Source organism: Modestobacter sp. SYSU DS0657, from assembly GCF_054050925.1.
The window spans coordinates 35,590-60,852 of the sequence record NZ_JBJHAG010000024.1 but is presented as its reverse complement, the minus strand read 5'-3'; the positions used below and the strand labels follow the sequence as shown (position 1 = coordinate 60,852).

The 25,263-nt window shown below is 75.6% G+C and carries 28 protein-coding genes; 17 read left to right on the top strand and 11 right to left on the bottom strand.

Annotated features, from left to right (window positions below; translation table 11 throughout):
* Nucleotides 1-112: 112 nt before the first annotated feature.
* Together ACI79A_RS15150 and ACI79A_RS15145 are read right to left on the bottom strand one after the other, a co-directional pair.
* Nucleotides 113-2,194: an ArnT family glycosyltransferase gene (locus ACI79A_RS15150; protein ID WP_457084551.1), complete on the bottom strand. Its 2,082-nt coding sequence runs from the start codon at nt 2,192-2,194 to the stop codon at nt 113-115.
* Entirely contained in the window at nt 2,191-3,513 is a 1,323-nt protein-coding gene (locus tag ACI79A_RS15145; protein ID WP_457084549.1) for a glycosyltransferase, read from the bottom strand. The genes ACI79A_RS15150 and ACI79A_RS15145 overlap by 4 nt, the downstream gene beginning before the upstream one ends.
* 128 nt (nt 3,514-3,641) lie before the next feature.
* Here ACI79A_RS15145 and ACI79A_RS15140 point away from each other — a divergent pair, with 128 nt between their 5' ends.
* Both ACI79A_RS15140 and ACI79A_RS15135 read left to right on the top strand, forming a co-directional pair.
* Nucleotides 3,642-4,580, top strand: coding sequence for an NADP-dependent oxidoreductase (locus ACI79A_RS15140; protein ID WP_457084547.1), 939 nt, complete (start codon nt 3,642-3,644; stop codon nt 4,578-4,580).
* A 106-nt stretch (nt 4,581-4,686) separates the two neighbouring features.
* Entirely contained in the window at nt 4,687-5,625 is a 939-nt protein-coding gene (locus tag ACI79A_RS15135; RefSeq protein WP_457084545.1) for a DUF808 domain-containing protein, read from the top strand.
* A gap of 3 nt (nt 5,626-5,628) precedes the next feature.
* On the opposite strand, the gene ACI79A_RS15130 is transcribed toward ACI79A_RS15135, so the two are convergent.
* Together ACI79A_RS15130 and ACI79A_RS15125 are read right to left on the bottom strand one after the other, a co-directional pair.
* Complete coding sequence (locus ACI79A_RS15130; RefSeq protein ID WP_457084543.1) at nt 5,629-6,324, bottom strand: DNA alkylation repair protein; 696 nt, start codon at nt 6,322-6,324, stop codon at nt 5,629-5,631.
* 9 nt (nt 6,325-6,333) lie between these two features.
* Nucleotides 6,334-6,732: a hypothetical protein gene (locus tag ACI79A_RS15125; protein WP_457084541.1), complete on the bottom strand. Its 399-nt coding sequence runs from the start codon at nt 6,730-6,732 to the stop codon at nt 6,334-6,336.
* A gap of 150 nt (nt 6,733-6,882) precedes the next feature.
* On the opposite strand from ACI79A_RS15125, the gene ACI79A_RS15120 reads away from it, so the two are divergent.
* The 7 genes from ACI79A_RS15120 to ACI79A_RS15090 all read left to right on the top strand — a co-directional run bounded on the left by ACI79A_RS15120 (nt 6,883) and on the right by ACI79A_RS15090 (nt 11,775).
* Nucleotides 6,883-7,263, top strand: coding sequence for a hypothetical protein (locus ACI79A_RS15120; RefSeq protein WP_457084539.1), 381 nt, complete (start codon nt 6,883-6,885; stop codon nt 7,261-7,263).
* Nucleotides 7,264-7,465: 202 nt separating this feature from the next.
* Nucleotides 7,466-8,701, top strand: coding sequence for a CpaF family protein (locus tag ACI79A_RS15115; protein ID WP_457084537.1), 1,236 nt, complete (start codon nt 7,466-7,468; stop codon nt 8,699-8,701).
* Entirely contained in the window at nt 8,698-9,561 is an 864-nt protein-coding gene (locus ACI79A_RS15110; protein ID WP_457084535.1) for a type II secretion system F family protein, read from the top strand. Before ACI79A_RS15115 ends, ACI79A_RS15110 begins: the two co-directional genes overlap by 4 nt.
* Before the next feature lie 148 nt (nt 9,562-9,709).
* On the top strand, nt 9,710-10,651 hold the full coding sequence (locus ACI79A_RS15105) for a type II secretion system F family protein (protein ID WP_457084533.1): 942 nt from the start codon (nt 9,710-9,712) through the stop codon (nt 10,649-10,651).
* Between the two features lie 29 nt (nt 10,652-10,680).
* Complete coding sequence (locus ACI79A_RS15100; RefSeq protein ID WP_457084531.1) at nt 10,681-10,899, top strand: hypothetical protein; 219 nt, start codon at nt 10,681-10,683, stop codon at nt 10,897-10,899.
* Nucleotides 10,868-11,308 (top strand): TadE/TadG family type IV pilus assembly protein, encoded by a 441-nt coding sequence (locus ACI79A_RS15095; RefSeq protein WP_457084529.1) that lies wholly within the window; start codon nt 10,868-10,870, stop codon nt 11,306-11,308. The genes ACI79A_RS15100 and ACI79A_RS15095 overlap by 32 nt, the downstream gene beginning before the upstream one ends.
* Nucleotides 11,305-11,775, top strand: coding sequence for a hypothetical protein (locus ACI79A_RS15090; protein ID WP_457084527.1), 471 nt, complete (start codon nt 11,305-11,307; stop codon nt 11,773-11,775). Before ACI79A_RS15095 ends, ACI79A_RS15090 begins: the two co-directional genes overlap by 4 nt.
* Nucleotides 11,776-12,048: 273 nt before the next feature.
* Here ACI79A_RS15090 and ACI79A_RS15085 read toward each other — a convergent pair whose 3' ends face one another.
* Nucleotides 12,049-12,384 carry a hypothetical protein gene (locus tag ACI79A_RS15085; RefSeq protein WP_457084525.1) on the bottom strand — a complete coding sequence of 112 codons (336 nt, stop codon included), beginning with the start codon at nt 12,382-12,384 and terminating at the stop codon, nt 12,049-12,051.
* Nucleotides 12,385-12,816: 432 nt separating this feature from the next.
* Between ACI79A_RS15085 and ACI79A_RS15080 the strand changes: the two genes are divergently transcribed.
* Nucleotides 12,817-13,770: a helix-turn-helix domain-containing protein gene (locus ACI79A_RS15080; RefSeq protein ID WP_457084523.1), complete on the top strand. Its 954-nt coding sequence runs from the start codon at nt 12,817-12,819 to the stop codon at nt 13,768-13,770.
* A 68-nt stretch (nt 13,771-13,838) separates the two neighbouring features.
* Here the strand turns inward: ACI79A_RS15080 and ACI79A_RS15075 are convergent, their stop codons facing one another.
* Complete coding sequence (locus tag ACI79A_RS15075) at nt 13,839-14,894, bottom strand: carbon-nitrogen hydrolase family protein (RefSeq protein ID WP_457084521.1); 1,056 nt, start codon at nt 14,892-14,894, stop codon at nt 13,839-13,841.
* Between the two features lie 211 nt (nt 14,895-15,105).
* Between ACI79A_RS15075 and ACI79A_RS15070 the strand changes: the two genes are divergently transcribed.
* Together ACI79A_RS15070 and ACI79A_RS15065 are read left to right on the top strand one after the other, a co-directional pair.
* Nucleotides 15,106-15,921: an alpha/beta hydrolase gene (locus tag ACI79A_RS15070; protein WP_457084519.1), complete on the top strand. Its 816-nt coding sequence runs from the start codon at nt 15,106-15,108 to the stop codon at nt 15,919-15,921.
* A gap of 197 nt (nt 15,922-16,118) precedes the next feature.
* Nucleotides 16,119-17,552, top strand: a complete 1,434-nt coding sequence (locus tag ACI79A_RS15065) for a DUF3152 domain-containing protein (protein WP_457084517.1) — start codon at nt 16,119-16,121, stop codon at nt 17,550-17,552.
* 29 nt (nt 17,553-17,581) lie between these two features.
* Here ACI79A_RS15065 and ACI79A_RS15060 read toward each other — a convergent pair whose 3' ends face one another.
* Nucleotides 17,582-17,812, bottom strand: coding sequence for a hypothetical protein (locus tag ACI79A_RS15060; protein WP_457084515.1), 231 nt, complete (start codon nt 17,810-17,812; stop codon nt 17,582-17,584).
* Nucleotides 17,813-18,062: 250 nt separating this feature from the next.
* Between ACI79A_RS15060 and ACI79A_RS15055 the strand changes: the two genes are divergently transcribed.
* On the top strand, nt 18,063-18,347 hold the full coding sequence (locus tag ACI79A_RS15055; RefSeq protein WP_457084513.1) for a hypothetical protein: 285 nt from the start codon (nt 18,063-18,065) through the stop codon (nt 18,345-18,347).
* Between the two features lie 3 nt (nt 18,348-18,350).
* Here ACI79A_RS15055 and ACI79A_RS15050 read toward each other — a convergent pair whose 3' ends face one another.
* Both ACI79A_RS15050 and ACI79A_RS15045 read right to left on the bottom strand, forming a co-directional pair.
* Nucleotides 18,351-19,004, bottom strand: coding sequence for a response regulator (locus tag ACI79A_RS15050; protein ID WP_457084511.1), 654 nt, complete (start codon nt 19,002-19,004; stop codon nt 18,351-18,353).
* Complete coding sequence (locus ACI79A_RS15045; RefSeq protein ID WP_457084509.1) at nt 18,992-20,239, bottom strand: sensor histidine kinase; 1,248 nt, start codon at nt 20,237-20,239, stop codon at nt 18,992-18,994. Before ACI79A_RS15045 ends, ACI79A_RS15050 begins: the two co-directional genes overlap by 13 nt.
* A gap of 153 nt (nt 20,240-20,392) precedes the next feature.
* Between ACI79A_RS15045 and ACI79A_RS15040 the strand changes: the two genes are divergently transcribed.
* From ACI79A_RS15040 to ACI79A_RS15025, 4 genes are all read left to right on the top strand, one after another.
* Nucleotides 20,393-20,617, top strand: coding sequence for a hypothetical protein (locus tag ACI79A_RS15040; protein WP_457084505.1), 225 nt, complete (start codon nt 20,393-20,395; stop codon nt 20,615-20,617).
* Nucleotides 20,614-21,378, top strand: coding sequence for an ABC transporter ATP-binding protein (locus tag ACI79A_RS15035; protein WP_457084503.1), 765 nt, complete (start codon nt 20,614-20,616; stop codon nt 21,376-21,378). Before ACI79A_RS15040 ends, ACI79A_RS15035 begins: the two co-directional genes overlap by 4 nt.
* Before the next feature lie 3 nt (nt 21,379-21,381).
* Entirely contained in the window at nt 21,382-23,895 is a 2,514-nt protein-coding gene (locus tag ACI79A_RS15030) for an ABC transporter permease (protein WP_457084501.1), read from the top strand.
* Nucleotides 23,896-24,072: 177 nt separating this feature from the next.
* Nucleotides 24,073-24,273: a hypothetical protein gene (locus ACI79A_RS15025; protein ID WP_457084499.1), complete on the top strand. Its 201-nt coding sequence runs from the start codon at nt 24,073-24,075 to the stop codon at nt 24,271-24,273.
* Between the two features lie 120 nt (nt 24,274-24,393).
* Here ACI79A_RS15025 and ACI79A_RS15020 read toward each other — a convergent pair whose 3' ends face one another.
* Nucleotides 24,394-24,627 (bottom strand): hypothetical protein, encoded by a 234-nt coding sequence (locus ACI79A_RS15020; RefSeq protein WP_457084497.1) that lies wholly within the window; start codon nt 24,625-24,627, stop codon nt 24,394-24,396.
* Nucleotides 24,628-24,874: 247 nt separating this feature from the next.
* Entirely contained in the window at nt 24,875-25,111 is a 237-nt protein-coding gene (locus ACI79A_RS15015) for a hypothetical protein (RefSeq protein ID WP_457084495.1), read from the bottom strand.
* Nucleotides 25,112-25,263 lie beyond the last annotated feature (152 nt).

Below are 25,263 nucleotides of genomic sequence, written 5' to 3'. Positions count from 1 at the left end.
CCCCCCCCCCCCCCCCCCCCCCCCCCCCCCCCCCCCCCCCCCCCCCCCCCCCCCCCCGCCCGCCCCCCCCCCCCCCCCCCCCCCCCCCCCCCACGACTGCCGGCGGGGAGGGTCAGCCGGTGGCTCCGCCGAGGTCGTACAGCGTCACGCCGTCGACGGTCTGGGCGGGGAAGGTGTCCTCGACCCAGGCGGCGATCTCCGCCGACGCGCTGCTGCCGCCGTCGCTGGCCATCCCCATCCCGCCGCCGATGAACCAGTGCACCTGGCCGTCGGCGACGTACTGCTGGAACTCCGCCAGCGTCGGGGAGGGGTCACTGCCGTTGAAGCCGCCGATCGCCATCACCGGCTCACCGGTGGCCAGCTGGTACCCCGCGGCGTTGTTCGAGCCGACGGCGGCGGCCACCCAGGTGTAGGAGTCGGCCTGCTCCTCGAGCGCGGCGACCACCTCGTCGCTGGGATCGGCGGCGCCGAGCAGCCCGCCCATGCCACCGCCCGCCCCGCCGCCCCGGGCGCCGGTCGTGCCGGTCTGGCCGGGTGCCTGTCCCGGCGCCTGGCCGGTCGGCGGCTGCCCGCCGAAGCCGCCCTGCCCGCCGAAGCCGCCCTGCCCGCCGGGCATCGTGCCGCCGGGGCCGCCCTGCCCGGCCGGCCCGGCGCCCATCGCGCCGCCCGGGCCACCGCCGAGGCCGCCACCGAAGCCCGCGCCGCTCACCGTGGGCCCGGCCGAGGGGATCGACCCGGTGTGCGCCGTCCCGGCGGTCTGCACCGCGTAGGCGGCCGGGCCACCGAGCGCCGCCAGGATGCCCACGGCCAGCACCGCCGCCACCACCGCCCGGCCCATCCGGTGGGCGACCAGCAGCCCGAGCGCAGCGAGCACACCGGCGACCAGCACCACCCAGCGGAGCCAGGGCAGGAAGTCCGCCGAGCGGCCGAGCAGGACGAACGACCACAGCGCCGTCCCCAGCAGGGTCAGGCTGAGCACGATCCGCGCCCACCAGCTGCTCCGCCGCTGCCACAGCAGCCCGCCGCCGATGCCGACCAGCGCCGCGATCGCCGGGGCCAGGGCCACCGTGTAGTAGGCGTGGAAGATGCCGGCCATCAGGCTGAAGGTGAGGCCGGTGACCAGCAGCCAGCTGCCCCAGGTCAGCAGCGCCGCGCGGCGGAGATCGGTGCGCGGCGACCGGCCGACGGCGACCAGCCCGGCGACCAGCAGCACCAGGGCGGCGGGCAGCAGCCAGGCGACCTGACCGCCGATCTCGCTGTTGACCAGCCGGCCCAGCCCGGTCTCGCCCCAGCCGCCACCGCCGCCGACGCTGCCGGTCTCGTTGCCGGTCAGCCGGCCCAGGCCGTTGTAGCCCCAGATGAGCTCCCACACCGAGTCGGTCTGCGAGCCGCCGATGTAGGGCCGCATCGACGCCGGCACCAGTTCCACCACCGCGACCCACCAGCCGCCGCTGACCACCAGCGCGAGCCCGGTGAGCAGCACGTCGACCACCCGGCGGCGGAACGTCGTCGGCGCCAGGACCAGGTACACCAGCGCGAAGCCGGGCACGACCAGCATCGCCTGCAGCGTCTTGGTCAGGAACGCGAACCCGATCAGCACGCCGACGGCGATCAGCCACCGCCGGCTGGCCGTCTCCAGCGCCCGGGTCAGCGCGTAGGCCGCCAGGGTCAGCAGCAGCACGAGCAGCGCGTCGGGGTTGTCGAAGCGGAACATCAGCACCGCGACCGGGGTCAGCGCCATCGCCGCGCCGGCCAGCAGCCCGGCGCCGGGGCCGACGACGCGGCGCACCGCCAGGTACACCACCCCGACGGTGGCCACGCCCATCAGCGCCTGCGGCACCAGCAGCGACCACGAGCTCAGCCCGAACAGCCGCACCGACAGCGCCATCACCCACAGCGACGCCGGCGGCTTGTCCACGGTGATCGCGTTGGCGGCGTCGGAGGAGCCGTAGAAGAACGCCGTCCAGCTCTCCGAGCCGGCCTGCACGGCCGCGGCGTAGAAGGCGTTCGCCCAGCCCGAGGCGGCCAGGTCCCACAGGTACAGCAGCCCGGTGGCGGCGAGCAGGGCGAGCAGCGCCGGGCGCACCCAGGCCGGGTCGGCGGCGCGGCCGCGCAGTGCCGCACGGGCCCGGGACGGGCGGGCGGGGGCGGCCGGCGCGGGGGATGCGGCCGGCGGCAGGACGGTGGTGGTCATCGGGAGGTCTCCAGCGCCGGGGAGGCGGGTTCGGGGTCGGTGGTGCGGGTCTCGGACCGGGACCCGGTGCGGCTCGCGGCGCGGTCGGCGCGGAACACCCAGCCGCGCAGCAGCAGGAAGCGCAGCAGCGTGGCGAGCGCGTTGGCGCCGACCAGGAGCAGCAGCTCCGTGCCGCGCGACGGCGTCGGGGTGACCGCGTGCAGGACGGCGAGGGTGCCGCTGGTCAGGGCCAGGCCGAGGCCGAAGACCACGAGCCCCTGCAGGTGGGCGCGGCCGGCGCCGGGGGCGCCGCGGATGCCGAAGGTGAGCCGCCGGTTGGCCGCGGTGTTCGCCACCGCGGTGAGCAGCAGGGCGACCAGGTTGGCCAGCTGGGCGGCGACCACCCCGCGGAGCAGCACGAACAGCACCAGGTAGGCCAGCGTGGACAGCACACCGATGGTGGCGAAGCGCAGCAGCTGGCCGAACAGGCCGGCCGGCACCCCCGGCACGGGGTCGGCCAGCGGACCGGGCAGCGGGCCGCGGCCCAGCTGGGCGCGCAGCTCGGCGACCGGCAGCCGGCCGGTCGCCAGTGCGCGCAGCATCCGCACGATGCCGGCCAGGTCGGCCCTCGCCGTCGCCACGATGTCGACCCGGCTGTCCGGGTCGTCGACCCAGTCGACCGGCACCTCGTGGATCCGCAGTCCGCTGCGCTCGGCCAGCACCAGCAGCTCGGTGTCGAAGAACCAGCCGGTGTCCTCGACCAGCGGCAGCAGCCGGGCGGCGACGTCGGCCCGGATCGCCTTGAACCCGCACTGGGCGTCGGAGAGCCGGGTGGCCAGCGCGCCGCGCAGCAGCAGGTTGTAGCCGCGGGAGATCACCTCCCGCTTGGCGCCGCGCACCACTCGCGACGACGGGGCCAGCCGGGTGCCGATGGCGAGGTCGGAGTGGCCGCTGATCAGCGGGGCGACCAGCGGTAGCAGCGCGGCGAGGTCGGTGGAGAGGTCGACGTCCATGTAGACGAGCACCGGGGCGTCCGAGCGCAGCCAGGCGGCGCGCAGTGCCCGGCCGCGGCCGGCCTCGGGCAGCTCCAGCACCTCGATGCCGGGCAGCTCGGCGGCCACGGCGCGGGCGACCTCCACCGTGCGGTCGGTGCTGGCGTTCTCCGCCACGGTGATCCGGAACGGGTAGGGCAGCTGGGTGGACAGGTGGGTGTGCAGCCGGCGCAAGCACGGACCGAGGTCGGTCTCCTCGTCGTGCACCGGGACGACGACGTCCACGACGGGTCGCGGGCTCTCGACGGCGCGGGCGGGCGCGTCGCCCGCCAGGGGGAGCGATGGCATGCGGCAACCGTCGGGCCCGCCGCTGGAGCTGCGCCCAGGCCGACCTACGCCCCGGCTGTGAGTCGCGTGGTTTCCGCCACGTGGTCGTCCGGTGTGCCCGGCACGAGGGGTGGGGTAGGCCGGAGGGCATGAGAGCAGTCGGAGTGACGGAGTTCGGTGGGCCCGAGGCCCTGCAGCTGGTCGACGTCCCGCAGGAGCCGCTCGGCCCCGGGCAGGTGCGGGTGCGGGTGACCGCGGCGACGGTCAACCCGACCGACACCGCGCTGCGCAGCGGCTGGTACGCCGAGCGCGACCAGGTCAAGGAGTTCCCGTACATCCCGGGGATGGACCTCGCCGGGGTGCTCGCCGAGATCGGCGAGGGCGTGGAGACCGACCTGCAGGTGGGCGACCGGGTGATGGGCATCGTGGTGCCCAGCGGGCAGCACGGCGCCTACCGGGAGGACATCGTGCTGCCGGCGCGGTCGATCGCCCGGGTGCCGGCCGGCGCCAGCGACGCCGCGGCCTCGACCCTGCCGATGAACGGGCTCACCGCGCGGCAGGCGCTGGACGCGATGGCGCTGCAGCCCGGGCAGGTGCTGGCGGTCACCGGCGCGGCCGGGGCGTTCGGCGGGTACGTGATCCAGCTGGCCAAGGCCGAGGGGCTGACCGTCGTCGCCGACGCCAAGGAGGCCGACGAGCAGCTGGTCCGCGAGCTCGGTGCCGACGTCGTCGTCCGGCGCGGGGACGACGTCGCCGACCGGATCCGCGAGCAGTTCCCCGACGGCGTCGACGGGCTGGCCGACGGTGCGGTGCAGAACGAGGCCGTGCTGCCCGCGGTCAAGGACGGCGGGCAGGTGACCACGGTCCGCGGCTACGCCGGCAACGGCGAGCGCGACCTGCACGTGACGCCGGTGTTCGTCGGCCAGTACGCCGAGGAGCAGGAGAAGCTCGACGGGCTGCGCGAGGCGGTGGAGAAGGGCGTGCTGACCCTGCGGCTGGCGGAGACCTTCCCGGCCGCCGAGGCCGCCGAGGCGCACCGCCGGCTCGAGGCCGGCGGGGTGCGCGGACGGCTGGTCATCACCTTCTGACCGCTGCACCGGTCCCCGCTCGCGCGCGGCGCGCGAGCGGGGATCGGCGCGACACCGCAAGATGTCGGGGTCAGCACGCTCCGCTGACCGACCGGAAGGACTTGTGGTGGCGGGTGGACTGGTAGCGCTCCTGGACGACGTGGCGGTGCTGGCGCGCGCCGCGGCGGCCTCGATCGACGACGTCGGCATGGCGGCCGGGCGGGCGAGCGCCAAGGCGGCGGGCGTGGTGGTCGACGACGCCGCCGTCACCCCGCAGTACGTGCGCGGCCTGGCGGCCGAGCGGGAGCTGCCGATCGTGCGGCGCATCGCGCTGGGGTCGCTGCGCAACAAGCTGCTCATCCTGCTGCCGGCGGTGCTGCTGCTCAGCCAGTTCCTGCCCTGGCTGCTCACCCCGATCCTCATGCTCGGCGGCTGCTACCTCGCCTACGAGGGCGCGGAGAAGCTGTGGGCCAAGGTCGCGGGCCACCACGACGACCACACCACGGACGAGGGGGCGCTCCCCGACGAGGACACCATCGTCTCCGGCGCCGTGCGCACCGACTTCATCCTGTCCGCCGAGATCATGGTGATCTCGCTGAACGAGGTGATCGACCAGGGGTTCGTGGCCCGGGCGGTCATCCTGGCGGTCGTCGCGGTCCTGATCACCGTGGCGGTGTACGGGTTCGTCGGGCTGCTGGTGAAGATGGACGACGTCGGGCTGAAGCTGGCGCAGCTGCCGCGTGCGGGCGTGGCCCGGTTCGGCCGGGGGCTGGTGGCGGCCATGCCGAAGGTGCTCGCGCTGCTCACCGTCGTCGGCACCGCGGCGATGCTCTGGGTGGGTGGGCACATCCTGCTCGTGGGCAGCGACGAGCTGGGGCTGCACGCCGTCTACGGGGTGGTGCACCACCTGGAGGAGGCGGCGGCCGACGCCACCGGCGCGCTCGGCTCGGTGGTGGGCTGGCTGGTCAACACCCTCGCCAGCGCGCTGATCGGGCTCGTCGTCGGGGCGCTGATCGTGCTGGTCATGAACCTCACGGTGCACCGCCGCAAGGGCGCCGCGCACTGAGTCTCAGTTCGTCAGGTGCTTGGCCGCCTCCCGGCGGGACAGCGGGCTGAGCTCGTCGCCGTGCTCGGCGAGGAACCGCCGGACCCAGGCCGGGTCGGTCTTCGCGAGGTCGCGCAGCGCCCAGCCGATCGCCTTGCGGACGAAGAACTCCGGGTCGGCGGCGTTGGCCTCGATCACCTCGGCCAGCAGGGCGGTGTCGGTGCGGTGCCTGGCGCCCAGCTGGGCGGTGATCGCGCTGCGGCGCAGCCAGCGGTCGGGGTCGCGGGCCCAGCCGCGCAGCACCGGCCGCAGCGCCGCCGGGTGGGCGAGCAGCAGGTCGCGGATGCGCGGGGCCACCCCGTCGACGAGGTCCCACCAGGATCCGGTGGTGATCATCTCCCGGTACAGCGGCAGCAGTTCGAGGGCGCCCCGGGCTGCCGGCAGGCCGGTGAGCGCGATCGCGGCGTGCCGTTCCTCCCGGTTGCCGGCGTCGCGCCAGAGCAGCTCCGCGGCATGGCGCACCTCGGGGGCGGAGCGGGGTGGGTGCTCGGTGGCGGCGGCCCGGACGATCCGGCGGACCTCCGGCAGCCGGACCCCGAGGCAGGGCTCGGGAGTCTTGAGGTAGGCCTGCTGGCTGCGGCCCCGCTCCGGGTCGCCGGCCGCGGCCAGCGCACCCCGGACGGCCGCGACGAGCGCGGTCACCTGCCCGCCGGAGGTCACGGGGGCTGACTACCGGCGCCGGGCGGCCATCGGCAGCCAGACGGCGAGGCCCAGCAGCAGCATCGCCAGCGGCACGTGCAGCGGGAGGTTGCCGTCGCCGGACCGGCCGAGGAAGTACTCGACGACCAGCAGCGCGAGCAGCAGCGCCGTCCCGATGAGCAGGTCGCGGCGGTGCCGCAGCCAGAGCACGGCGGCGATGGTGGCGATCGCGGCCAGGGTCAGCGTGATCTCGGCGCCGCGCTGGTGCAGCGTGTACCAGGTGCTGCCGTCGGCGTCGGGGCGCAGGAAGAGACCGGCCCACAGGCCCTGCAGCAGCACGCCGAGCGAGGTCAGCCCGACCACGGCGCTCCAGATCGGGTGCGGCCGTTCGCGGGTGGTCGGGGCGGTGCGGGGGTCGGCGGCGGTCATGCCCCGATCCTGCCGCAGCCTGCCTTCCGGTCCAGGGCCGACCGGCCTCCCTCCGACGGGTGATCGGTGGTTCGCTATCTGGTTGTGCACGGTCGAGGGGGGCATCGAGCGGTCCTGGCCGCTGGGGCCGGACCGACACCGGAAGGCACCATGCGCACTCCCTCGCTCCGCACCGCCCTCGTCGCTGCCACCCTCGCGCTCACCGGGTGCGGCTCCACCGCTGCGCCGGCCGATGCGCAGCTGGCGCGCAACCAGGGTGCGGCGGAGCTCGCCGCCGCGCAGCGGGCCGCACTCGCCCCGCTCGCCACCCAGGTCGAGCTGCTGACCCGGGCCGAGCAGCGGGCGGAGCTGGCCGGGGACGGCGCGACCGCCCGTGAGGTGCAGGCGCAGCTCGCCGCCTACCGCGAGCTGGCCTCGGTCGTCGACGGCGCGGACGACCCGGCGGAGGTTCGCGTGGCGGTCGACCGGGCCGGCCTCCCGCTGACCGTGGACGGCGCCCCGACCGTCGACGGCGTCGTCCTGGCCGGCTGACCAGGCGGTCCACCTCGCAGCGGTGGGCTCGTTACGGCGGCTGTAGTCAGGTGTCAGGCGATCCTGCCCGGCCGGTCGCCTGAACGGGTGAAGTGCCGGGTGAACCGGTCACGCTTCGTCCACAGGCGCTCCCCGCCGGAACGTGGTCTCCCCTTACAGTCGCTGCACTCTGCAGGCATCTGGGCTGTTCGACGGGGGGATCGTGCCGGTACTGGGCTCGGCGGTCGACGTCGTCGACGGCGAGGTGCGGGAGCTGATCCGCCGGCGCGGGCTCGACCCGTTCGCCGACCCGGCGCCGGTCCGGGTGCTGGTGCGCGACGTCGTCGCCGACTACTCGGAGCGGTCGCTGTCCTCGGCGCTGCCGCCGATCGGTGACCCGGAGACCGTCGTCCGGGACGTGCTGGACCGGGTGGCCGGCTACGGGCCGCTGCAGCGCTTCCTCGACGACCCGGAGGTCGAGGAGATCTGGGTCAACGAGCCGGGGCGGGTGTTCGTCGCCCGGCGGGGCCGGTCGGAGCTGACGACGACGGTGCTGCGCGCCGGGGAGCTGGCCGACCTGGTCGAGCGGATGCTGCGCACCTCGGGTCGCCGGACCGACATGTCGACGCCGTTCGTCGACGCGATGCTGCCCGACGGGTCGCGGCTGCACGTGGTGATCCCCGACGTCACCCGGCGGCACATGGCGGTGAACATCCGGAAGTTCGTGCTGCAGGCGCACAGCCTCGACGAGCTGGTCGCGCTCGGCACGATCACCACCCAGGCAGCGCGGTTCCTGGAGGCGGCGGTCGCGGCCGGGCTGAACATCCTCGTCGCCGGCGGCACGCAGGCGGGGAAGACGACGCTGCTGAACTGCCTGTGCGCGGCGATCCCGGCGCGGGAGCGGGTGGTCACCTGCGAAGAGGTCTTCGAGCTGCGCATCCCGCTGCCCGACGTGGTGGCGATGCAGACCCGGCAGGCCAACCTCGAGGGTGCCGGGGAGATCCCGCTGCGCCGGCTGGTGAAGGAGGCGCTGCGGATGCGCCCCTCCCGGCTGGTGGTGGGCGAGGTGCGCCAGGAGGAGTGCCTGGACCTGCTGATCGCGCTGAACTCGGGCCTGCCGGGCATGTGCACGCTGCACGCCAACAGCGCCCGCGAGGCCGTCGTGAAGATGTGCACGCTGCCCCTGCTGGCCGGGGAGAACATCGGCCACGCGTTCGTGGTCCCCACCGTCGCCTCCAGCGTCGACCTGGTGGTGCACGTCGGCACGGATCCCTCCGGCCAGCGGCGGGTGCGGGAGATCGTGGCGCTGCCGGGCCGGGCCGAGGGCAGCGTGGTCGAGACCGCCGACGTCTTCACCTCTCGCGACGGCCGGCTGGTGCGCGCCGACGGCTACCCGCCGCACGCCGAGCGGTTCGCGGCTGCGGGCTTCGACCTGGCCGCGCTGCTGGGGGAAGCGTGACCGTCCCCGGTGGACTGATCGGGCTGGCCCTCGGCGTCGGCCTGCTGCTGATCTGGCGCTCGGGGCCGCGGGCGCCGCAGCGCCGTCCGGACCGTCGGGGCCCGGGACGGCGGCAGCAGCTGCTGGCCGCCGCCGGGCTCACCGGCATCAACGGTGCGCAGCTGGTGGCGCTGCAGGTCGGGCTCGGTCTGGTGACGGCGGTCCTGGTGCTGCTGACCACGGCGACGGTGAGCATCAGCGCGGTCTTCGGGGTCTTCGGCGCCGCCGTCCCGCACCTGCTGGTGCGCCGGCTGGCCGCCAGGCGCCGGGCCGACCTGCGCGAGGTGTGGCCCGAGGTGGTCGACAACCTGGCCTCGGCGGTGCGGGCGGGCCTGTCGCTGCCCGAGGCGCTGGGCGCGCTCGCCGTGCGCGGGCCGGAGGTTCTGCGGCCCGCCTTCGCCCGGTTCGCCGCCGACCACCGGTCGTCCGGGCGGTTCAACGACGCGCTCGACCGGCTCAAGGACGACCTCGCCGACCCGGTCGGCGACCGGATCGTGGAGACCCTGCGGGTGGCCCGCGAGGTCGGCGGCAGCGACCTGGGCCGGGTGCTGCGCACGCTCGCTTCCTTCCTGCGCGAGGACGCCCGCGCCCGCGCCGAGCTGGAGACCCGGCAGGGCTGGGTCGTGCAGGCCGCGCGGCTCGCGGTGGCCGCGCCCTGGGCCGTGCTGCTGCTGCTCGCCACCCAGCAGCAGACGCTGACCGCCTACGACACCCCGACCGGCCTGGTGCTGCTGCTGGCCGGCGGCGCGGTGTGCGTCGTGGCGTACCGGCTGATGAAGCGGATCGGGCGGCTGCCCGAGGACGTCCGGGTGCTCCAGTGAGTGAGCATCGCAGCGAGCAGCCGAGCCGACAGCGAGTGAGCATCGCAGCGAGCGCCAGCGAGCGAGGAGCGGAGCGAGCGCGGAGGCGAGCCGGCGCACAGCGAGTGAGGAGCGGAGCGAACGGGCCGCGGAGCGGCGAGGTGTCGTCGTGACGGCCGGCGTCCTGGGCATGCTGCTGGGGCTGACCCTGGCCTGCGGCGTGCTGCTCGCGGTCTCGTTCTCCCCGCCGTTCCGGCAGGTGCGGCTGGTCGACCGGCTCGCGCCCTACGTGCACGACACCCCCGCGCCGTCGCGGCTGCTGGGCACCGCGACCCAGCCCGGCATGCTCACCGCGGCCCGGCGGGTGTTCGCCCCGGTGCTCGTCGACGGCGCCCGGCACGTCGACCGGCTGCTCGGTGGCCGGGTCGCCGTCCGCCGGCGGCTCGACGCGCTGGGTGCGGAGACCACGGTGGAGGACTTCCGGGTCGAGCAGGTCGTCTGGGGCGGGCTCGGCCTGCTCGGCGGCGCGCTGCTGACCCTGGTCGGCGCGGCGCTGACCGGATCGGTGAACGTGCTGTCGGCGGTGCTGCTGTGCGTGGCCGGTCTGGTCGGTGGTGTGCTGGGCCGGGACTGGTGGCTGACCCAGCAGGTGCAGCGCCGCGAGGAGCTGCTGCTGGCCGAGTTCCCGGTGGTGGCCGAGCTGCTGGCCCTGGCGGTGACGGCGGGGGAGAGCCCGGTGGCGGCGATCGCCCGGGTCACCCGGCTGTCCGGTGGCGAGCTGGCCCGTGAGCTGGGCGCCGCACTGGGCCGGGCCCGGGCGGGGACGCCGCTGGTCGAGGCGCTGCAGGAGCTGGCCGACCGGACGTCGCTGGAGGCGCTGGCCCGGTTCGTCGACGGCGTCGTCGTCGCCATCGAGCGCGGCACCCCGCTGGCCGAGGTGCTGCGCGCCCAGGCCGCCGACGTCCGGGAGGCCGGCAAGCGCCGGCTGCTGGAGGCCGGCGGCCGCAAGGAGATCCAGATGATGGTGCCGGTCGTCTTCCTGGTGCTGCCGGTCACCGTCCTGTTCGCCCTGTACCCGGGCCTGATCAGCATCGTCTCGCTGGCGCAGTGACGCCGGTGACCGAAGAGGAAGGACGACGGATGCGCGTCTACGCGTACCTGACCGCTGCGTTCACGACCACGCTCGCCGCCCTGGTGGCACGGCTGGACGACGGGGAGCCCGAGCGGGGCGACGTCCCGGGCTGGGTGATGATCACCGTGATGACCGCGGCGTTGGTGCTGGCGATCCTGATCCCGTTCCGGGAGGCGATCGTGACCGCGGTGAGCAATGCGCTGTCCTCGGTCACGGCCGTCCAGTAGCCGGCCTGGCTCCGGCGATCCCGACGACGGCGAGCGGGGGAGCGCGGTCGTCGACTTCGTGCTGGTCGGGGTGCTGATCCTGGCGCTGCTGCTGGCGGTGCTGCAGGTGGCGGTCTACGTGCACCTGCGCAACGTGGTCGTGGCGAGCGCGGCCGAGGGTGCCCGGTACGCGGCGAACGCGGACGTGCCGGCCGAGGTGGGTGCGGGGCGGGCGGTGGAGGTGATCGCGCGGGCCACCTCGGAGGGGACGGCGTCCGGGCTGGCGTGCTCGTCGGTGGAGGAGACCGACGAGACGGGGCTGACGCTGGTGGTGGTGCGCTGCACCGGCGCGGTGCCCTCGCTGATCGGTGGGCTGGGTGATCTGCTGCCGTTGTCGGTGACCGGGCGTGCGGTGGAGGAGGCCCGGTGAGGTGGCTGCGGGCCCGCCTGGGTCAGGGTGGGGACGGTGAGCGCGGGTCGGCGATCGTGGAGTTCGTGTTCGTGGCGTTGGTGGTGTTCCTGCCGCTGGTCTACGTGATCGCGGGGTTCTCGGCGGTGCAGCGCGGGGTGTTCGCGGCGAACGCGGCGGCGCGGGAGGCCGGGCGGGCACTGGCGACGGCGCCGGACCTGGCCACCGGTCAGGCGCGGGCGGAGGCCGCGGTGGCCGTGGCGGTGGCAGACCAGTCGGTGGCGGCGACCGACGTGGTGCTGGCCTACGCCCCGCCCGGCTCCGGGTGTGAGGCGGCGGGTGAGTACACCCCGGCGCTGGTGCCCGGGGAGGAGTTCAGCGTGTGCGTGACGGTGACCGTGCGGGTGCCGCTGCTGCCGGAGTTCATCGACGCGAACACCGCCACCGGCCAGTTCGTCGTCGAACGCGACCGCTATGTCGACGGCTGACCGCTCGCCGGTGTGCACTCGTCGTCGGTCCGCTCGGGTCGGACCGACGACGAATGCCCAACGGCGGCAACGCAGCGGAGGCTCAACCGGCGATGCGGGTGCGGCTGCCCTACGACGTCATCGCCGGCTACTCCGAGCGGTCGCTGCCCGCGGCCCTACCGCTCGGCTTGCACTTCCGCGAGCAGTACTTGCGAGCGGCGGAGACCCCCGGCCCAAGCGGCTCGCCGCCCACCGCGCGGAGCTTCGTCCGGTAGCGCGTTCGGTGAGGGGCTGTCAGTCGCGCCACGGGAAGACCCGCACCCGCTCCAGCTCCTCGCGCCATCGCTGCCGGGCGGTGGGGTCGGCGGGGTCGACCGGCTGCCCCGCCAGGCTCCCCGGCAGACCGGTGTCCCTCAAGACGACCAGCACAGACAGGTCTGGCTCACCTTTGTCATGACACTGCCGCGCGATGCTGTTGAGCACGGGCGCCACGCCGCGGGCTACGGCGCCGATGGCTGCGGCCACTTCGCCATAGCTGGGCAGCCGGTCCTCCGGCCGGTCGAGGGTGGTCAGCAGGAAGGCGCGGGCTGCCGCGACGTCGTGGGGCCGGCGGCTGAACCGGATGGTCATGGCAGCACCGTGCCACGACAGCGGGACGGACGACGGCCAGCAGACCGGGATCACGGGGTGAGCCGGGCTAGTACCTGGGCGGGGCCGACGGGGCGGGGCTTAGCCCCGCCCGGCCCTGGCCGCGCGGCAGCTACACGCCGGCGATGGTGCCGGGGAGGAGTTCAGCGTGTGCGTGACCGTGACCGTGCGGGTGCCGCTGCTGCCGGAGTTCATCGACGCGAACACCGCCACCGGCCAGTTCGTCGTCGAGCGCGACCGCTACGTCGACGGCTGACCGGGCAGCGGGGCACGGACGCCGCCCGTCGCACCGATCGGCGAGTTCCTGCCCGAGATCGGCCGATGCACGGCAACTGCACGGCAACACTGCGCGGCTAGCGTCCGAGTCGGACGGCGGTCGAGCACGTGCCGTCAGTTGGGCGGGAGGTCAGCTGGATGAGCGGGATCGGGAAGAGAGCCGCGTTCGACGCGCAACGTGTCGCGCCCGCGGTCCGGATCCGGCTGTGGGAGCAGGCGACCGCCCGCTTCCTGGTGCCGATGCGCATCTCCGCGGCCGGCAGTTCGATCCTCGGCGTCATCTCCGCCCGGGAGGTCGACGAGGTCAGCATCTGCCGGATGTCGGCGACCCCGCACGCGGCGGTCCGCGACGGAGGGCTGGCCGATGGCCCAGGCGCCGACCACTACAAGGTGGCCGTCGGGCTGCACGGGCGGTCGGTGGTCAGCCAGCACGGGCGACGGGTCGCGCTGGGGCCGGGGGACATGACCGTCTACGACACCTCTGAGCCCTACAGCGTCAGTGGCGACGTCCGGTTCGGCCTGCTGGTCGCCCGCATCCCACGGGACGCGCTCGGCCTCAGCCGGGATCGGGTAGCCGCCGTCGCCGGAACCGCCCTGCCCGGCGAGGCGGCCGGGGCGGTCGCCCGCGGGTTGGTCCACGCCGCCACCGGCAAGCGGGCGGACGGCGGACTCGAGCCGCTGCTCGACGCGCTCGAGCGGCTGGTCCGGTCGGCGCCACCGGTCCGGCTGCCGGCGCACCGGGACCGCGCAGCCCTGCTCACCGCGGCGAAGGAGCTCATCGGCCGGCGGATCGCCGATCCGGAGCTCGCGCCCGGCCACGTGGCCGCGGTCCTCGGTGTCTCCCGGCGCTACCTCTACGAGCTCTTCGCCGCGGAGACCGGGCCGGTGGCCGAGTACGTCCGCACCGTCCGGCTGGAGCGTGCCCGCGAGCTGCTGGTTGCTGCGACGGCCGACGAGGTGCCGGTCGCGGAGGTGGCCCTCGCGTGCGGGTTCGCCGACCCGGCGCACTTCAGCCGGGTGTTCCGGCAGGCGTACGGGCTCTCGCCGCGCCGGTACCGGCTGAGCCAGGGGAGCGGTCGGGCTGGGCGGTGACCTGCGGGGTGGGCCCTGCGGCCCGGGGGACGGGGGACCACCCGGGCCGCAGGGGGTCGGTGGGTCGCTCAGCCCCGGGGGACGGTGCTGAGCACGGCGCCGGCGGTGAGCGCCTCGGGGTCGGCGAGAGGCCGGTCCTCAGGGCTCAGCACCGTCTCGATCGCCGAGACCCGCTGGGTGGTCAGCGGCTCCTGGGGCGTGCGGTCGACGCCGAAGCTGAAGACGTCCGGGCGGGCGTAGTGGCCGGCGCCGTCGGCGAAGAACTTGGCGAAGGCGATCACGCCCAGGTCCAGCTCGGCGTAGACGATCGCCTCGTCGTCCCGGTGCGGCTCGGTCAGCCAGCGCCCGTCCGGCCCCATGAACCCGGTGAGCCCGCCGCCCACGGTGGGGGCGTCGGGGCCTTCCGGGACGCCGAGACGCTCGACGATCTCCTCGCTGATCCGGCCCTGCACCACGATCACGTAGGTCTGGGCGCAGATCGCGTGCGCGGCGGCCAGCGTGGTCGCGTAGTGGTCGAAGTTGCCGGCGTTCGGGTCGGCGTGCGTTGCGTTGATCGCCGGCCATGCCGCGACGTGGATCTGCTCGCCGAGGGTGGCCAGTGCATACCTGTTGAGGTCCATGCTGTGCTCGAAGCAGATCAGCCCGCCGACCCGCGCGAAGCCGGCGTCGACGACGAACACGTCGCGGCCGTCCCCGCGGCCCCAGACGGTCCGCTCGGCATTGGTCGGGTGCAGCTTGCGGTGGCGCGCGACCAGCTCACCGGAGGGGGAGAAGTAGGCCTGGGTGTTGTAGAGCGTGCCGCCGTCCTTCTCGTTCAACCCCATGACCACCCAGGTGCCGGCCTCGCGGGCCGCTTCGCCGAGGGCCCGGGACGCCTCGCTCGGCAGCTCGACAGCGTTGGCGTACAGCTCGGCGAAGAACGGTGCGGCGTACTTCGTGGTGTGCGACCAGATCCAGTAGGGGTAACCAGGGAGGAACGTCTCGGGGAACGCGACCAGCTTCGCGCCTGCGCGGCCGGCCTCGCGGATGAACTCGCAGGCCCGCTGCACGCCGGCCTCGAGGTCCAGGAACGGGGCCGCGGCGTGCACCGCCGCGACCTTCACAGTCGTTGAGCTGTTCGTCATGCCCAGACGCTAGGGACGGTGGTGCCCGGTCGCTTGGACATGCGTGCAGCCGGTCCGCCGGTCCGAGCTCCACAGCCGGGCGGCGGTCGCCGGGGGGCAGCCAGCGGCGTCGGGTCAACCGGCGGTGACGATCCAACTGCTGTGCGGCGGTGGTCCTGCGACGTCCCGTCACGTCCGCCGGCACCGGGCCACCCGTCCCTAGGCTGGGGCGGTGCGGCACCCGGTCCTGGTCACCGGCGGGGTCCTCCTCGCCGTGCCCCTCCTGCTGCTCGCGCTGGCCTGGGGGTTCCAGCGGCGGCTGGTCCACCTGCCCGGTGGCGTACCCGGTCCTGTCGCCACCGAGCTGCCTGGCGCCCGGGACGTCGTCCTGCAGACGTCCGACGGGCTCGAGCTCGCCGCCTGGTACCTGCCCGCCGCCGACCCGGACGCCCCTGCGGTGCTCGTGGCCAACGGCAACGGCGGGCACCGCGGCCTGCGTGCGCCGCTCGCGGCCGCCCTCGGCGACGAGGGGCTCGCCGTCCTGCTGTTCGACTACCGGGGCTACGCCGGCAACGACGGCAGTCCGAGCGAGGACGGGCTGGCCCGCGATGTCCGGGCAGCCCGGTCATTCCTGGTCGAGGAGGCCGGGGTGCCGCCCGACCGGATCGTGTACTTCGGCGAGAGCCTCGGCGCCGCGGTGGTCACCGAACTGGCCACCGAGCACCCGCCCGCCGGGCTGCTGCTGCGGTCCCCGTTCGTCGATCTGGCCTCGGTCGCCGCCGTCCACTACCCGTTCCTGCCCGTGCGGCAGCTGCTGTGGGACCAGGACCCGGTGGCGGAGCAGGTCGCTCGGGTCGACGTCCCCACCACGGTCGTGCTGGGCAGCGCGGACACCGTGGTGCCGCCCGAGCAGAGCCGCGCGGTGGCCGAGGCGGCTGCCCACCTGCGCGACCTGGTCGAGGTGCCCGGCGCCGACCACAACGACCGGGTGCTGCTGGACGGCGACCAGCTGGTCGCGGCCGTCGTCCAGCTTGCCGGCCAGGCCTGACCCGTCGTCGAACGCGACCGCTACGTCGACGGCTGACCGGGCCGCTCCGGCGGGGTCGCGCATCACCCGGTCGGCTCGCTACCGTGCGAACGGAAGCCCGGTGGGACCGATCCCGCACCCCGGCGCCCCGGCCGACGCCCGCCGGGGACCGACGCGCAGGAGCGCGACCGCGTCGCCTGCGGGGAACGAGGTGGCAGATGAACCGGTACGCGACGACCGTCCTGGCCGCGCTGATCGCGATCGCGACCGTGCTCGTGCCGGGCCCAGGCACCGCCCAGGCCGCAGAGCGGACGATCACCTACACCGTGTCCACCCGCGGCGCGGTCTCCGGCGACCTCGGGCACTTCACCGCCGTCGCGGCCGAGACGCTCGCCGACGACCGCGGCTGGAGCCTCGGCGGCACGCTCGCCTTCCAGCAGGTCCCCTCCGGCGCCGACTTCGACCTCGTCCTCGCGTCCCCCGCCGTGGTCGGGAACGCGTCGCCCGGCTGCAGCAGCACGTGGAGCTGCCGGGTCGGCCGGACGGTCTACATCAACGACGAGCGGTGGCGCCTGGGCACGAGCTCCTGGACGCTCGGGCTCCCGCTGTACCGGCAGTACGTGATCCTGCACGAGGTCGGGCACTGGCTCGGCCTGGGGCACCCGGACTGCGCGGGCGGCGGCCAGCTGGCCCCGGTGATGCAGCAGCAGTCCATCTCGCTGCAGGGCTGCCTGGCCAACGTCTGGCCGCTCATCGCCGAACGGGAGCGGGCCGCCCGCAACCAGGGCGTGCCGGTGAACTGGTCGCCGGTCGAGCAGGCGTACCGGTCGCTGGGCCAGGCCGGCGGCCTCCTCGGTCCCCCGGTGACCTGGGAGCAGTCGACCCCGGACGAGGTCGGCCGGTACCAGCACTACGCCGGCCGCGGCGGCGCCTCGATCTACTGGACCCCCGACACCGGAGCGCACGAGATCTACGGCGACATCCGCCGACACTGGGCGAGCCTGGGCTGGGAGCGGGGGCCGCTGGGCTACCCGGTGACCGGCGAACTCCCGACGCCCGACGGCATCGGCCGCTACAACCACTTCAACGGCAGCGGCGGCGCCTCGATCTACGGCACCCCCACCGGGACGCACGAGATCTACGGCGCGATCCGTGATCGCTGGGCGCAGCTGGCGTGGGAGCGGGGGCCGCTGGGTTACCCGGTGACCGGAACGCGGTCCACCCCGGACGGCGTGGGCCGGTACAACCACTTCGCCGGCAGCGACGGCGCCTCGATCTACTGGACCCCCGACACCGGTGCCCACGAGATCCACGGCGCCATTCGTGCCCGCTGGGCGGAGCTGGCGTGGGAGCGGGGGCCGCTGGGTTACCCGGTGACCGGGACGCGGTCCACCCCGGACGGCGTGGGCCGGTACAACCACTTCGCCGGCAGCGACGGCTCCTCGATCTACTGGACCCCCGACACCGGTGCCCACGAGATCCACGGCGCCATCCGCCGGCACTGGGCGAGCCTGGAGTGGGAGCGTGGGCCGCTGGGCTACCCGGTGAGCGGGCAGTACGAGGTCGCGGACGGGCTGCGCAGCGACTTCCAGGGCGGGGCCATCGTGTGGAACCGGGACACGGGCGACACCGAGGTGCTGCTGGCGGACTGATCGCCGACCGAGGTGCCGCCCGCCGTTGGTCACCCGGCGATGCGGGCGCACTCCGGGCAGCGGTCGGTGCCGGCGAAGGCGAGCCAGTCCTGGTCGGCGACGGCGGAGACCAGCACGCCGCACACCGACTGGTCCAGGCCGTCCACGACGGGCCGGGCGACGGCGTGGGTCAGCGCGCTGCTGCTGCGCGGGTCGTGGGCCACGGAGGCGACGTGGGTGCCCGAGAGCTGGGTGCCGGTCAGGGAGAGGCTCGCCGTCATGGGCAGCAGCCTGCCGGACGAACATGACGATCTGACGTCGACCAGACGTTGATCCCGCGATGGTCCGTCACACGTGCCCGCGGTGGCCAGCTGTCGGGGGCACGAGGCCGCGGGACACCCCGGCAGGTGCGCAACCACCTCGCGCACACCGGGCGTTCGGCACGAGACGGGTCAGCGGATGCCGGTCGGGGTAGGACCGTCGGCAGCCCGAGCCGCGCCGTGCCCCGCCACCGCCTCCCAGGAGGTCCCCATGACCCGATCCCACCGCGTCTCCACCCGCAACGGTCAGCCGCTGGTCAACCAGAACGACCCCGAACGCCGGACCAGCGTCGAGCGCCTCATCACCGCCCAGGACGCCGCGACCGACACGTCGGACGCGGGCGGCGGTGACAAGAACGCGCCCAACGCGCGAGGGCTGTTCCAGGAGCACAGCTGGCTGGTGCCGGTCACCGCCGTGGTCGCCATCCTCGCCGCGTTCGGGCTGATGATCGCGCTCACCGCGCTGGCCGGCGGCACGGCCTCGTTCGGCGGCTGACGCTCAGCGCCGGACGGCGTCCAGGTAGCGCAGCACCGCGCTGACCCGTCGGTCGGTGGCGTCGGTGGGCGGCAGGTCGAGCTTGGCGAAGATGCTGCGGATGTGCTTGTGCACCGCCCCGTCGGTGACCACCAGCCGGGCCGCGATCGCCGCGTTCCCCAGCCCCTCGGCCATCAGCGCCAGCACCTCCCGCTCGCGCGCGCTCAGCCGGTCCAGCCCGGCGTCCGGCCGGGACCGGGTGAGCAGCTGCGCGACCACCTCCGGGTCGATCGCCGTCCCGCCGTCGGCCACCCGGTGCAGCGCGCCGAGGAACTCCTCCACCCGACCCACCCGCTCCTTCAGCAGGTAACCCAGCCGCCGCGCCCCGCCGGCCAGCAGCTCGGTGGCGAACGCCTGCTCCACGTACGCCGACAGCACCAGCACCGCCAGCTCCGGCTGCCGGCGCCGCGCCTCGACCGCGGCCCGCACCCCCTCGTCGGTGTGCGTCGGCGGCATCCGGACGTCGACGATCGCCACGTCCGGCCGGTGCGCGTCGACCGCGGCCAGGAACCCGTCCGGCTCACCCGCGGTGGCCACCACGTCCAGGGACTCCGCGCGGAGCAGCAGCGCCAGCCCCTCCCGCAGCAGCGCGTCGTCCTCGGCGATCACGATCCGCACGGCAGCTCCACCTCCAGCGTCGTCGGCCCGCCCGGCGGGCTGGTCAGCGTGAACACCCCGTCGTGCGCCTCCACCCGCCGGCGCATCCCGGCCAGCCCCGAGCCCGCACCTTCCACCGCGCCGCCGTGCCCGTCGTCGGTGACCGCGAGCGCCAGCCGGTCCCCGTGCCGGCGCACCGTCACCCGCGCGGACGACGCACCGCTGTGCCGGGCCACGTTGGTCAGCGCCTCGGCCACCACGAACCACGCGGTCGCCTCCACCGACGCCGCGCAGCGCCCCGGCACGTCGACGTCGATCGTGCACGGCACCGGGCTGGACGCCGCCAGCCCGCTCAGCGCCCCGGCCAGCCCGCGGTCGACCAGCACCGGCGGCAGGATGCCCCGCGCCACCGACCGCAGCTCGGCCAGCGCCTGCTCCGCGGCGTCCTGCGCCCGCTCCAGCAGCTCCTCGGCCGCGGGCGGGTCCCGGTCCAGCGACCGCCGCGCCGCGCCGAGCAGCACGGTGACCGCGACCAGCCGGTTCTGCGTGCCGTCGTGCAGCGACCGCTCGATCCGCCGCAGCTCGGCCAGGTGCGCGTCCAGCGCCGCGGCCCGGGTGGCGGTCAGCTCGGCCACCCGCAGGGTCAGGTCGGTGCCCGGGGGCGGGCCGAGCAGCCGGCTCACCACCCGGCGCTGGAAGCGGGCCATCAGCGGCGTCACGCCGACCGTCAGCGCCGCCCAGCCCAGCCCGAGCAGGCTGACCGCCAGCGCGTCGGCGGTGCTGTCGACCTGCCACCACCAGGGAGAGCTCTCGGCCAGCTCACCGCTGAGCAGCGGCCGCCACAGCGGGAAGGTCAGGTCCCGGACGGCGTAGATCGGCAGCGCCACCCCGATCAGGCCGTAGACCACCCCGGCGGTGCCGTGCAGGGCCACCCAGACCAGCTCCCGGGCGACGGCCAGGTCACCCAGCGCCTCCCGCCAGGACGTCGGCGCCGGCCCGGGGCCGAGCACGTCCGGGCCCCACCGGCCCAGCCGGGTCCGCTCCTGGTCGGCCAGCCGGCGCACCGCCCGCACGGCACCCGGGACGAGCAGCAGCCCGACCCCGACCAGCGAGAGCGCGGCCACCACCAGCACCCACAGCAGCAGGCAGAAGGCCAGCAGCGCCGTCCCGAAGCCACCGCCCAGCTGCTCCAGCGCCTCGAGCACCGACCGGCTACCACCCCGGCGGGTGCGGGCGGACGGCGACGGGTGCGGCACGGCCCAGACGCTAGGTCCGCCGGTGACCCCACGTCACGCGAACCCACCCAGGAGTACAGCCTGCTGTACCTGCAAGAGGCCAGGTCAGGGGATCGAGAGCGAGCACCTGCCGGACGAACCTCGAGGGGACACCTCACCCCCCAGGAGGACCCCGTGCCCGACCCCTACCGCATCGACGGCTCACCGCAGGCCCCGCCGGCCCGCCGCACCGGCGCCCACCCCGGGCGCACCCTGCTGTGGGTGGTGCTCGCGCTCAGCGTCGCCGGCAACAGCCTGGCCTCGCTCGGCGTGCTGCCGCTGGCGCTCAACATCGCCTTCGGCCTGGTCACCGCGGCCTGCGTCGCCGCACTCGTCGTCGACCACTTCCGCCGGCGATGAGCGCCCCGCTGACCGCCCCCGGTGACCGGCGCGCGGACGCGCCGGAGCCGGCCGTGGTGCTCCGCTCGGTGAGCAAGGTCCACCCCAACGGCGTCCGCGCGCTGGACGACGTCTCCCTCAGCGTGCGGCGCGGCACCTTCCTCGCCGTCATGGGCCCCTCCGGCTCGGGCAAGAGCACGCTGCTGCACTGCGCCGCCGGGCTGGACACCCCCACCGGCGGCGAGGTGCTGCTGGCCGGCGAGGAGATCAGCCGGCTCGACGAGACCCGGCGCACCGAGCTGCGCCGGGACCGGATCGGCTTCGTCTTCCAGTCCTACAACCTGCTGCCGGCGCTCACCGTCGCCGACAACGTCACCCTCCCGCTGCGGCTGGCCGGTGCCCCGCCGGACCCCGGGTGGGTGCAGTACCTGCTGGACCGCGTCGGGCTGGGCGGGCACCTGGACCGCCGGCCGGCCGAGCTCTCCGGCGGGCAGCAGCAGCGGGCCGCGATCGCCCGGGCCCTGGTCGCCCGGCCCGCCGTCGTCTTCGCCGACGAGCCCACCGGTGCCCTCGACCGGACCAGTGCCGCCGGTGTCCTCGGGCTGCTGCGTGAGCTGGTCGACGAGCTGCAGCAGACCGTCGTGATGGTCACCCACGACCCGGCGGCCGCCGCCGAGGCCGACCGCACCGTCGTCATGGCCGACGGCCGGATCGTCGACACCCTGGACTGGCCGACCGCCGCGGCCCTGGCCGCGCGCCTGGTCGCGCTCGGGGAGGGCTGAGCCGTGCTGGGCCTGGCCACCGCGATGGCCCGCCGCCGGCTGGCCGCGCTCGTCGCGGTCTTCTGCGCGGTGCTCGGCGGCGCCGCGATCGTCACCGGAACCGGCGTGCTGATGGAGTCCGGGCTGCGCTCGGAGTTGCCCGCCGGCCGGCTCGCCGGAGCCGACGTCCTGGTCGCCGCCGACCAGACCGTCGCGGTGCCGGAGGACCTGCCGATCGCGCTGCCCGAGCGCGCACCGCTGCCCGCCGACCTGGCCGGCCGGCTCGGCGACCTGCCCGGGGTCACCGGCGTCGCCACCGACGTCGGCTTCCCGGCCGCCCTGCTGACCGGGGACGGCGCCGTCGTCGACGCCCCCGACCCGGCGCAGGGCGGGCACGGCTGGTCCTCGGTCGACCTGCTGCCCGGCGCAGACGTCACCGGCGCGGCCCCCGACGGGCCCGGGGAGGTCGCGCTGGGCGCCGACCTCGCCGCCGCGGCCGGGCTCACCCCCGGCGACCCGGCCCAGGTCGTGGTCGGCGGGGGTCGCCCGGTCGACGTCCGGGTCACCGCCGTCGTCTCCCCGGCCGGCGCCGGGGTGCTGCTCCCGGACGACGCCGCCGCGATGCTGCGCGACGACGGCCCGCGGGCCGGCACGGTCGACCTGATCGGCCTGCGGGTCGAGCCCGGCACCGCCGACGACGTCGCCGCGGCCGCCCGCCGGCTGGTGGAGCCGCAGGGCTTCGAGGTGGCCACCGGCGACGCCCGCGGCGAGCTGGTGCTGCCCGAGGCCGCCGCCGGCCGCTCGCTGCTGGTCGTGCTCGCCGGCTCGCTGGCCGGGGTGCCGCTGCTGGTGGTCGGGTTCATCGTCGCCGGGGCGCTGAGCGTCGGCATCGCCGGCCAGCGCCGCGAGCTCGCCCTGCTGCGCGCCGTCGGCACCACGCCCCGGCAGGTGCGCCGGCTGGTCGCCACGCAGGCGTCCCTGGTCGGCGTCGCCGCCGCCGTCCCCGGCCTGGCGCTCGGGTACCTGCTGGCCGGCCAGCTCCGCCGGCTGCTGGTGCACCTGGGCATGCTGCCCGCCGAGCTGCCGCTGACCGTCTCCCCGTTGCCCGCGCTGGCCGCTGTGCTGCTGGTGCTGGCCGTCGTCCAGGTCGCCGCCCGCTCGGCCGCCTGGCGGGTCTCCCGGGAGCCGGTGACCACCGCGCTGGGCGAGTCGCGCACCGGGCCGAGGACGCCCTCGCGCACCCGCACCGTCGCCGGGCTGGCGCTGCTCGCCGCCGCCGTCCCGCTGGCGGTGTCCCCGCTGCTGGACCGCTCGGTGCTCGGCGCGGCCGGCACCTCGCTGGCCGGCCTCGTCGCCGCCATCGGGCTGGCGATGGCCGGGCCGGCGCTGCTGCGCGCGGTCACCGGCCGGGTCGTCCGGGTGCTGCCCGCCGGCACGTCGGCACCCAGCTGGCTGGCGGTGGCGAACCTGCACGGCTACGCGCTCCGCTCGGCCGGGGCGATCACCACGCTGGCCATGGCGGTGGTCTTCACGCTGACCTACGCCTTCTCCCAGACCACGGTGAGCGGTGCCGCCGAGCAGGACGCCGAGGCCGGCACGCTCGCCGACACCGCCGTCGCCGCGCCGGGCCTGGGCGGGGTGCCGGGCGACGTCGCCGCCGCGGTGGCGGCCACGCCCGGGGTGCAGGCCGCCGCCCCGGTCAGCGCCACCACCGTGCTGCTGGGCACCCGCCTGCTCGGTGACGTGACCGTCGAGGCCGAGCAGGCGCTCGTGCTCACCCCGGACGCCGCGGGGGTGCTCGACCTCGGCGTGCGGGACGGCGACCTGGCCGACCTGTCCGGCGCGACCGTCGCCGTCGCCCGCGGCGTGGCCGAGGTGGGGGAGGAGCTGCCGTTGACCCTGGGCGACGGCACCGAGGTCGAGCCCCGGGTGGTCGCCGTCTACGACCGCGACCTCGGGTTCGGCGGGGTGGCGCTCTCGGCCGACCTGGCCGCCGGGCACCGCACCACCGACCTGGCCGACCAGGTGCTGGCGCGCACCGACGGCAGCGCGGCGACCGCCGACCGGCTCGCGGCGCTGGCCGGCGACCGCCCCGGCGTCGTGCTGGACGACGCGGCAGCCGGCACCGAGCAGGGCGTGCCGCCGGAGGTGTGGCTGAACGTGGCCGTCCTCGGGGTGCTGCTGGGCTACGTGCTGCTGGGCATCGCCAACGCGCTGGTCGCCGCCACCGCCCAGCGCCGCGACGAGCTCGCCGCGCTCCGGCTGACCGGCACCACGCCCGCGCAGGTGCGGGCGATGATGCGTCGGGAGGCCGGGCTGGTCGCGTTCGCCGCCGTCGCGGCGGGCGTGCTGCTGTCGGCCGTCCCGCTGGCGCTGCTCGGCGTCGGCTTCCTCGGCCACCCCTGGCCGGCCGGCCCGTGGTGGCTGCTGCCGGCGACCGCCGCCGTCGTCGTCGTGGTCGCGCTGGCCGCCATCGAGGTGCCGACCCGGCTGGCGCTGCGCACCGGGCCGGCCGAGACGCTCGCCCGGGCGACCTGACCCCCCGTGCGGACGTGCGAAGGGGCGCCGTCAGGCCCCGGGACGGCGCCCCCTCGCACCGGCAGGCAGGGTCCTCCGGCCCGGGGACCGGGACCCTCGGCCCTGCCCCGGCGGCCGCGCCGTCCCGAGCATGGGAGGTGGGCGCCGCACGGCGCCCACCTCGCACAGGGAGTGGTCATGAGCGTCGAACTCGAGCAGCGTCCGGTCCTCGTCGAGGAGCCCGCGGCGCCGCCGGCCGAGCAGCCCCCCATGGAGGAGCCGGGGTTGGAGGACCGCGGCTGGGTGCTCGTCGCGGGCGTGCTGGTCGCGGCCGTGCTGGTGTTCGCGGCGATGGTCGCGCTGACGGCGCTCGCCGGCGGGGACGGCTACCCGCACTGAGCCACCCGCACTGAGCCACCCGCACTGGGGCACCGCACTGGGGCACCGCACTGGGTCACCGCACTGGGGCACCGCACTGGGGCACCGCACTGGGTCACCCGCGCGGGCACTCCCGACCGGTCACTGGCCGAGGTCGCGGTTCTGGCTGTGCTCGCTGAGCTGCGGTGCCTCCGGGTCCGGGCACGTCCGCGGCGGTCCGGCGGTGGCGTGCGCCCAGCACAGCCGGCACAGCTGGGTGGGCTCGGGCTCGGTCAGCAGCGGGTGACCCCCCAGCGCGCGCACCTCCACCCACCCCACGGCGGACTCTGCGGGAGACTGGGCCCCGCACTGGTCGCAGCGGTAGAACACGGTCATCGTGGTGCCTCCAGTGCGAGGAACGCCGGCGGTCCTCGGTGCGGTGCGTGGGGAGGTGGCTCAAGCGGTGGGCAGCAGCTCGGCCAGCTCGGCCTCGAACCACTCGTCGTCGAGGTCCTCGACCTCGTGCAGTTCGAGCTCGGCGAGCAGGGCGCGGGCGGTGGCGAGGTCCATGTCCCGACCCTGCGAGGCCGACCGCACGGGCGCCTCCAGCGATCCGCAAGGAAGCCGCAATCCACCGCCGGGCTCAGCCGCCGCGATCGACCTCCGCCCGCACGACGCCCAGCAGCGCCGTCTGCAGCGTCTGGTCGGTGTGCTCGCCCCGGTCCAGCGCCTCCCGCGCCGGCCCGGGCAGCCGGCTGACCTCGAGGTCGTCCAGCCAGACGGTGTCCCCACCCACCTGGCGGCCCAGCCGGAGCACGTCGCCGTCGCGGTGCACCAGGTACTCCTCGCCACCGAGCTCGATCGTCGTCGATCCACTCATGCCGTGATCCCTACCCGGTGGCAGCGTCCGGGTACACGCGGCGGCACCGCCCGGGCGCGTCGTCGGTCACTCTTTGCGGGCGTGTCGGCACGACGTGCTTCATGCTCGGAACGGTGGCGCCGATGGTCTCGGTGACACCGGGACCGGATCCG

Excerpts from the sequence above, each read along its gene's own strand:
- ACI79A_RS15150 (WP_457084551.1), bottom strand. The coding sequence starts at position 2,194 with ATGACCACCACCGTCCTGCCGCCGGCCGCATCCCCCGCGCCGGCCGCC.
- ACI79A_RS15145 (WP_457084549.1), bottom strand. The coding sequence starts at position 3,513 with ATGCCATCGCTCCCCCTGGCGGGCGACGCGCCCGCCCGCGCCGTCGAG.
- ACI79A_RS15140 (WP_457084547.1), top strand. The coding sequence starts at position 3,642 with ATGAGAGCAGTCGGAGTGACGGAGTTCGGTGGGCCCGAGGCCCTGCAG.
- ACI79A_RS15125 (WP_457084541.1), bottom strand. The coding sequence starts at position 6,732 with ATGACCGCCGCCGACCCCCGCACCGCCCCGACCACCCGCGAACGGCCG.
- ACI79A_RS15120 (WP_457084539.1), top strand. The coding sequence starts at position 6,883 with ATGCGCACTCCCTCGCTCCGCACCGCCCTCGTCGCTGCCACCCTCGCG.
- ACI79A_RS15100 (WP_457084531.1), top strand. The coding sequence starts at position 10,681 with ATGCGCGTCTACGCGTACCTGACCGCTGCGTTCACGACCACGCTCGCC.
- ACI79A_RS15095 (WP_457084529.1), top strand. The coding sequence starts at position 10,868 with ATGCGCTGTCCTCGGTCACGGCCGTCCAGTAGCCGGCCTGGCTCCGGC.
- ACI79A_RS15085 (WP_457084525.1), bottom strand. The coding sequence starts at position 12,384 with ATGACCATCCGGTTCAGCCGCCGGCCCCACGACGTCGCGGCAGCCCGC.
- ACI79A_RS15080 (WP_457084523.1), top strand. The coding sequence starts at position 12,817 with ATGAGCGGGATCGGGAAGAGAGCCGCGTTCGACGCGCAACGTGTCGCG.
- ACI79A_RS15075 (WP_457084521.1), bottom strand. The coding sequence starts at position 14,894 with ATGACGAACAGCTCAACGACTGTGAAGGTCGCGGCGGTGCACGCCGCG.
- ACI79A_RS15065 (WP_457084517.1), top strand. The coding sequence starts at position 16,119 with ATGAACCGGTACGCGACGACCGTCCTGGCCGCGCTGATCGCGATCGCG.
- ACI79A_RS15060 (WP_457084515.1), bottom strand. The coding sequence starts at position 17,812 with ATGACGGCGAGCCTCTCCCTGACCGGCACCCAGCTCTCGGGCACCCAC.
- ACI79A_RS15055 (WP_457084513.1), top strand. The coding sequence starts at position 18,063 with ATGACCCGATCCCACCGCGTCTCCACCCGCAACGGTCAGCCGCTGGTC.
- ACI79A_RS15035 (WP_457084503.1), top strand. The coding sequence starts at position 20,614 with ATGAGCGCCCCGCTGACCGCCCCCGGTGACCGGCGCGCGGACGCGCCG.
- ACI79A_RS15025 (WP_457084499.1), top strand. The coding sequence starts at position 24,073 with ATGAGCGTCGAACTCGAGCAGCGTCCGGTCCTCGTCGAGGAGCCCGCG.
- ACI79A_RS15020 (WP_457084497.1), bottom strand. The coding sequence starts at position 24,627 with ATGACCGTGTTCTACCGCTGCGACCAGTGCGGGGCCCAGTCTCCCGCA.
- ACI79A_RS15015 (WP_457084495.1), bottom strand. The coding sequence starts at position 25,111 with ATGAGTGGATCGACGACGATCGAGCTCGGTGGCGAGGAGTACCTGGTG.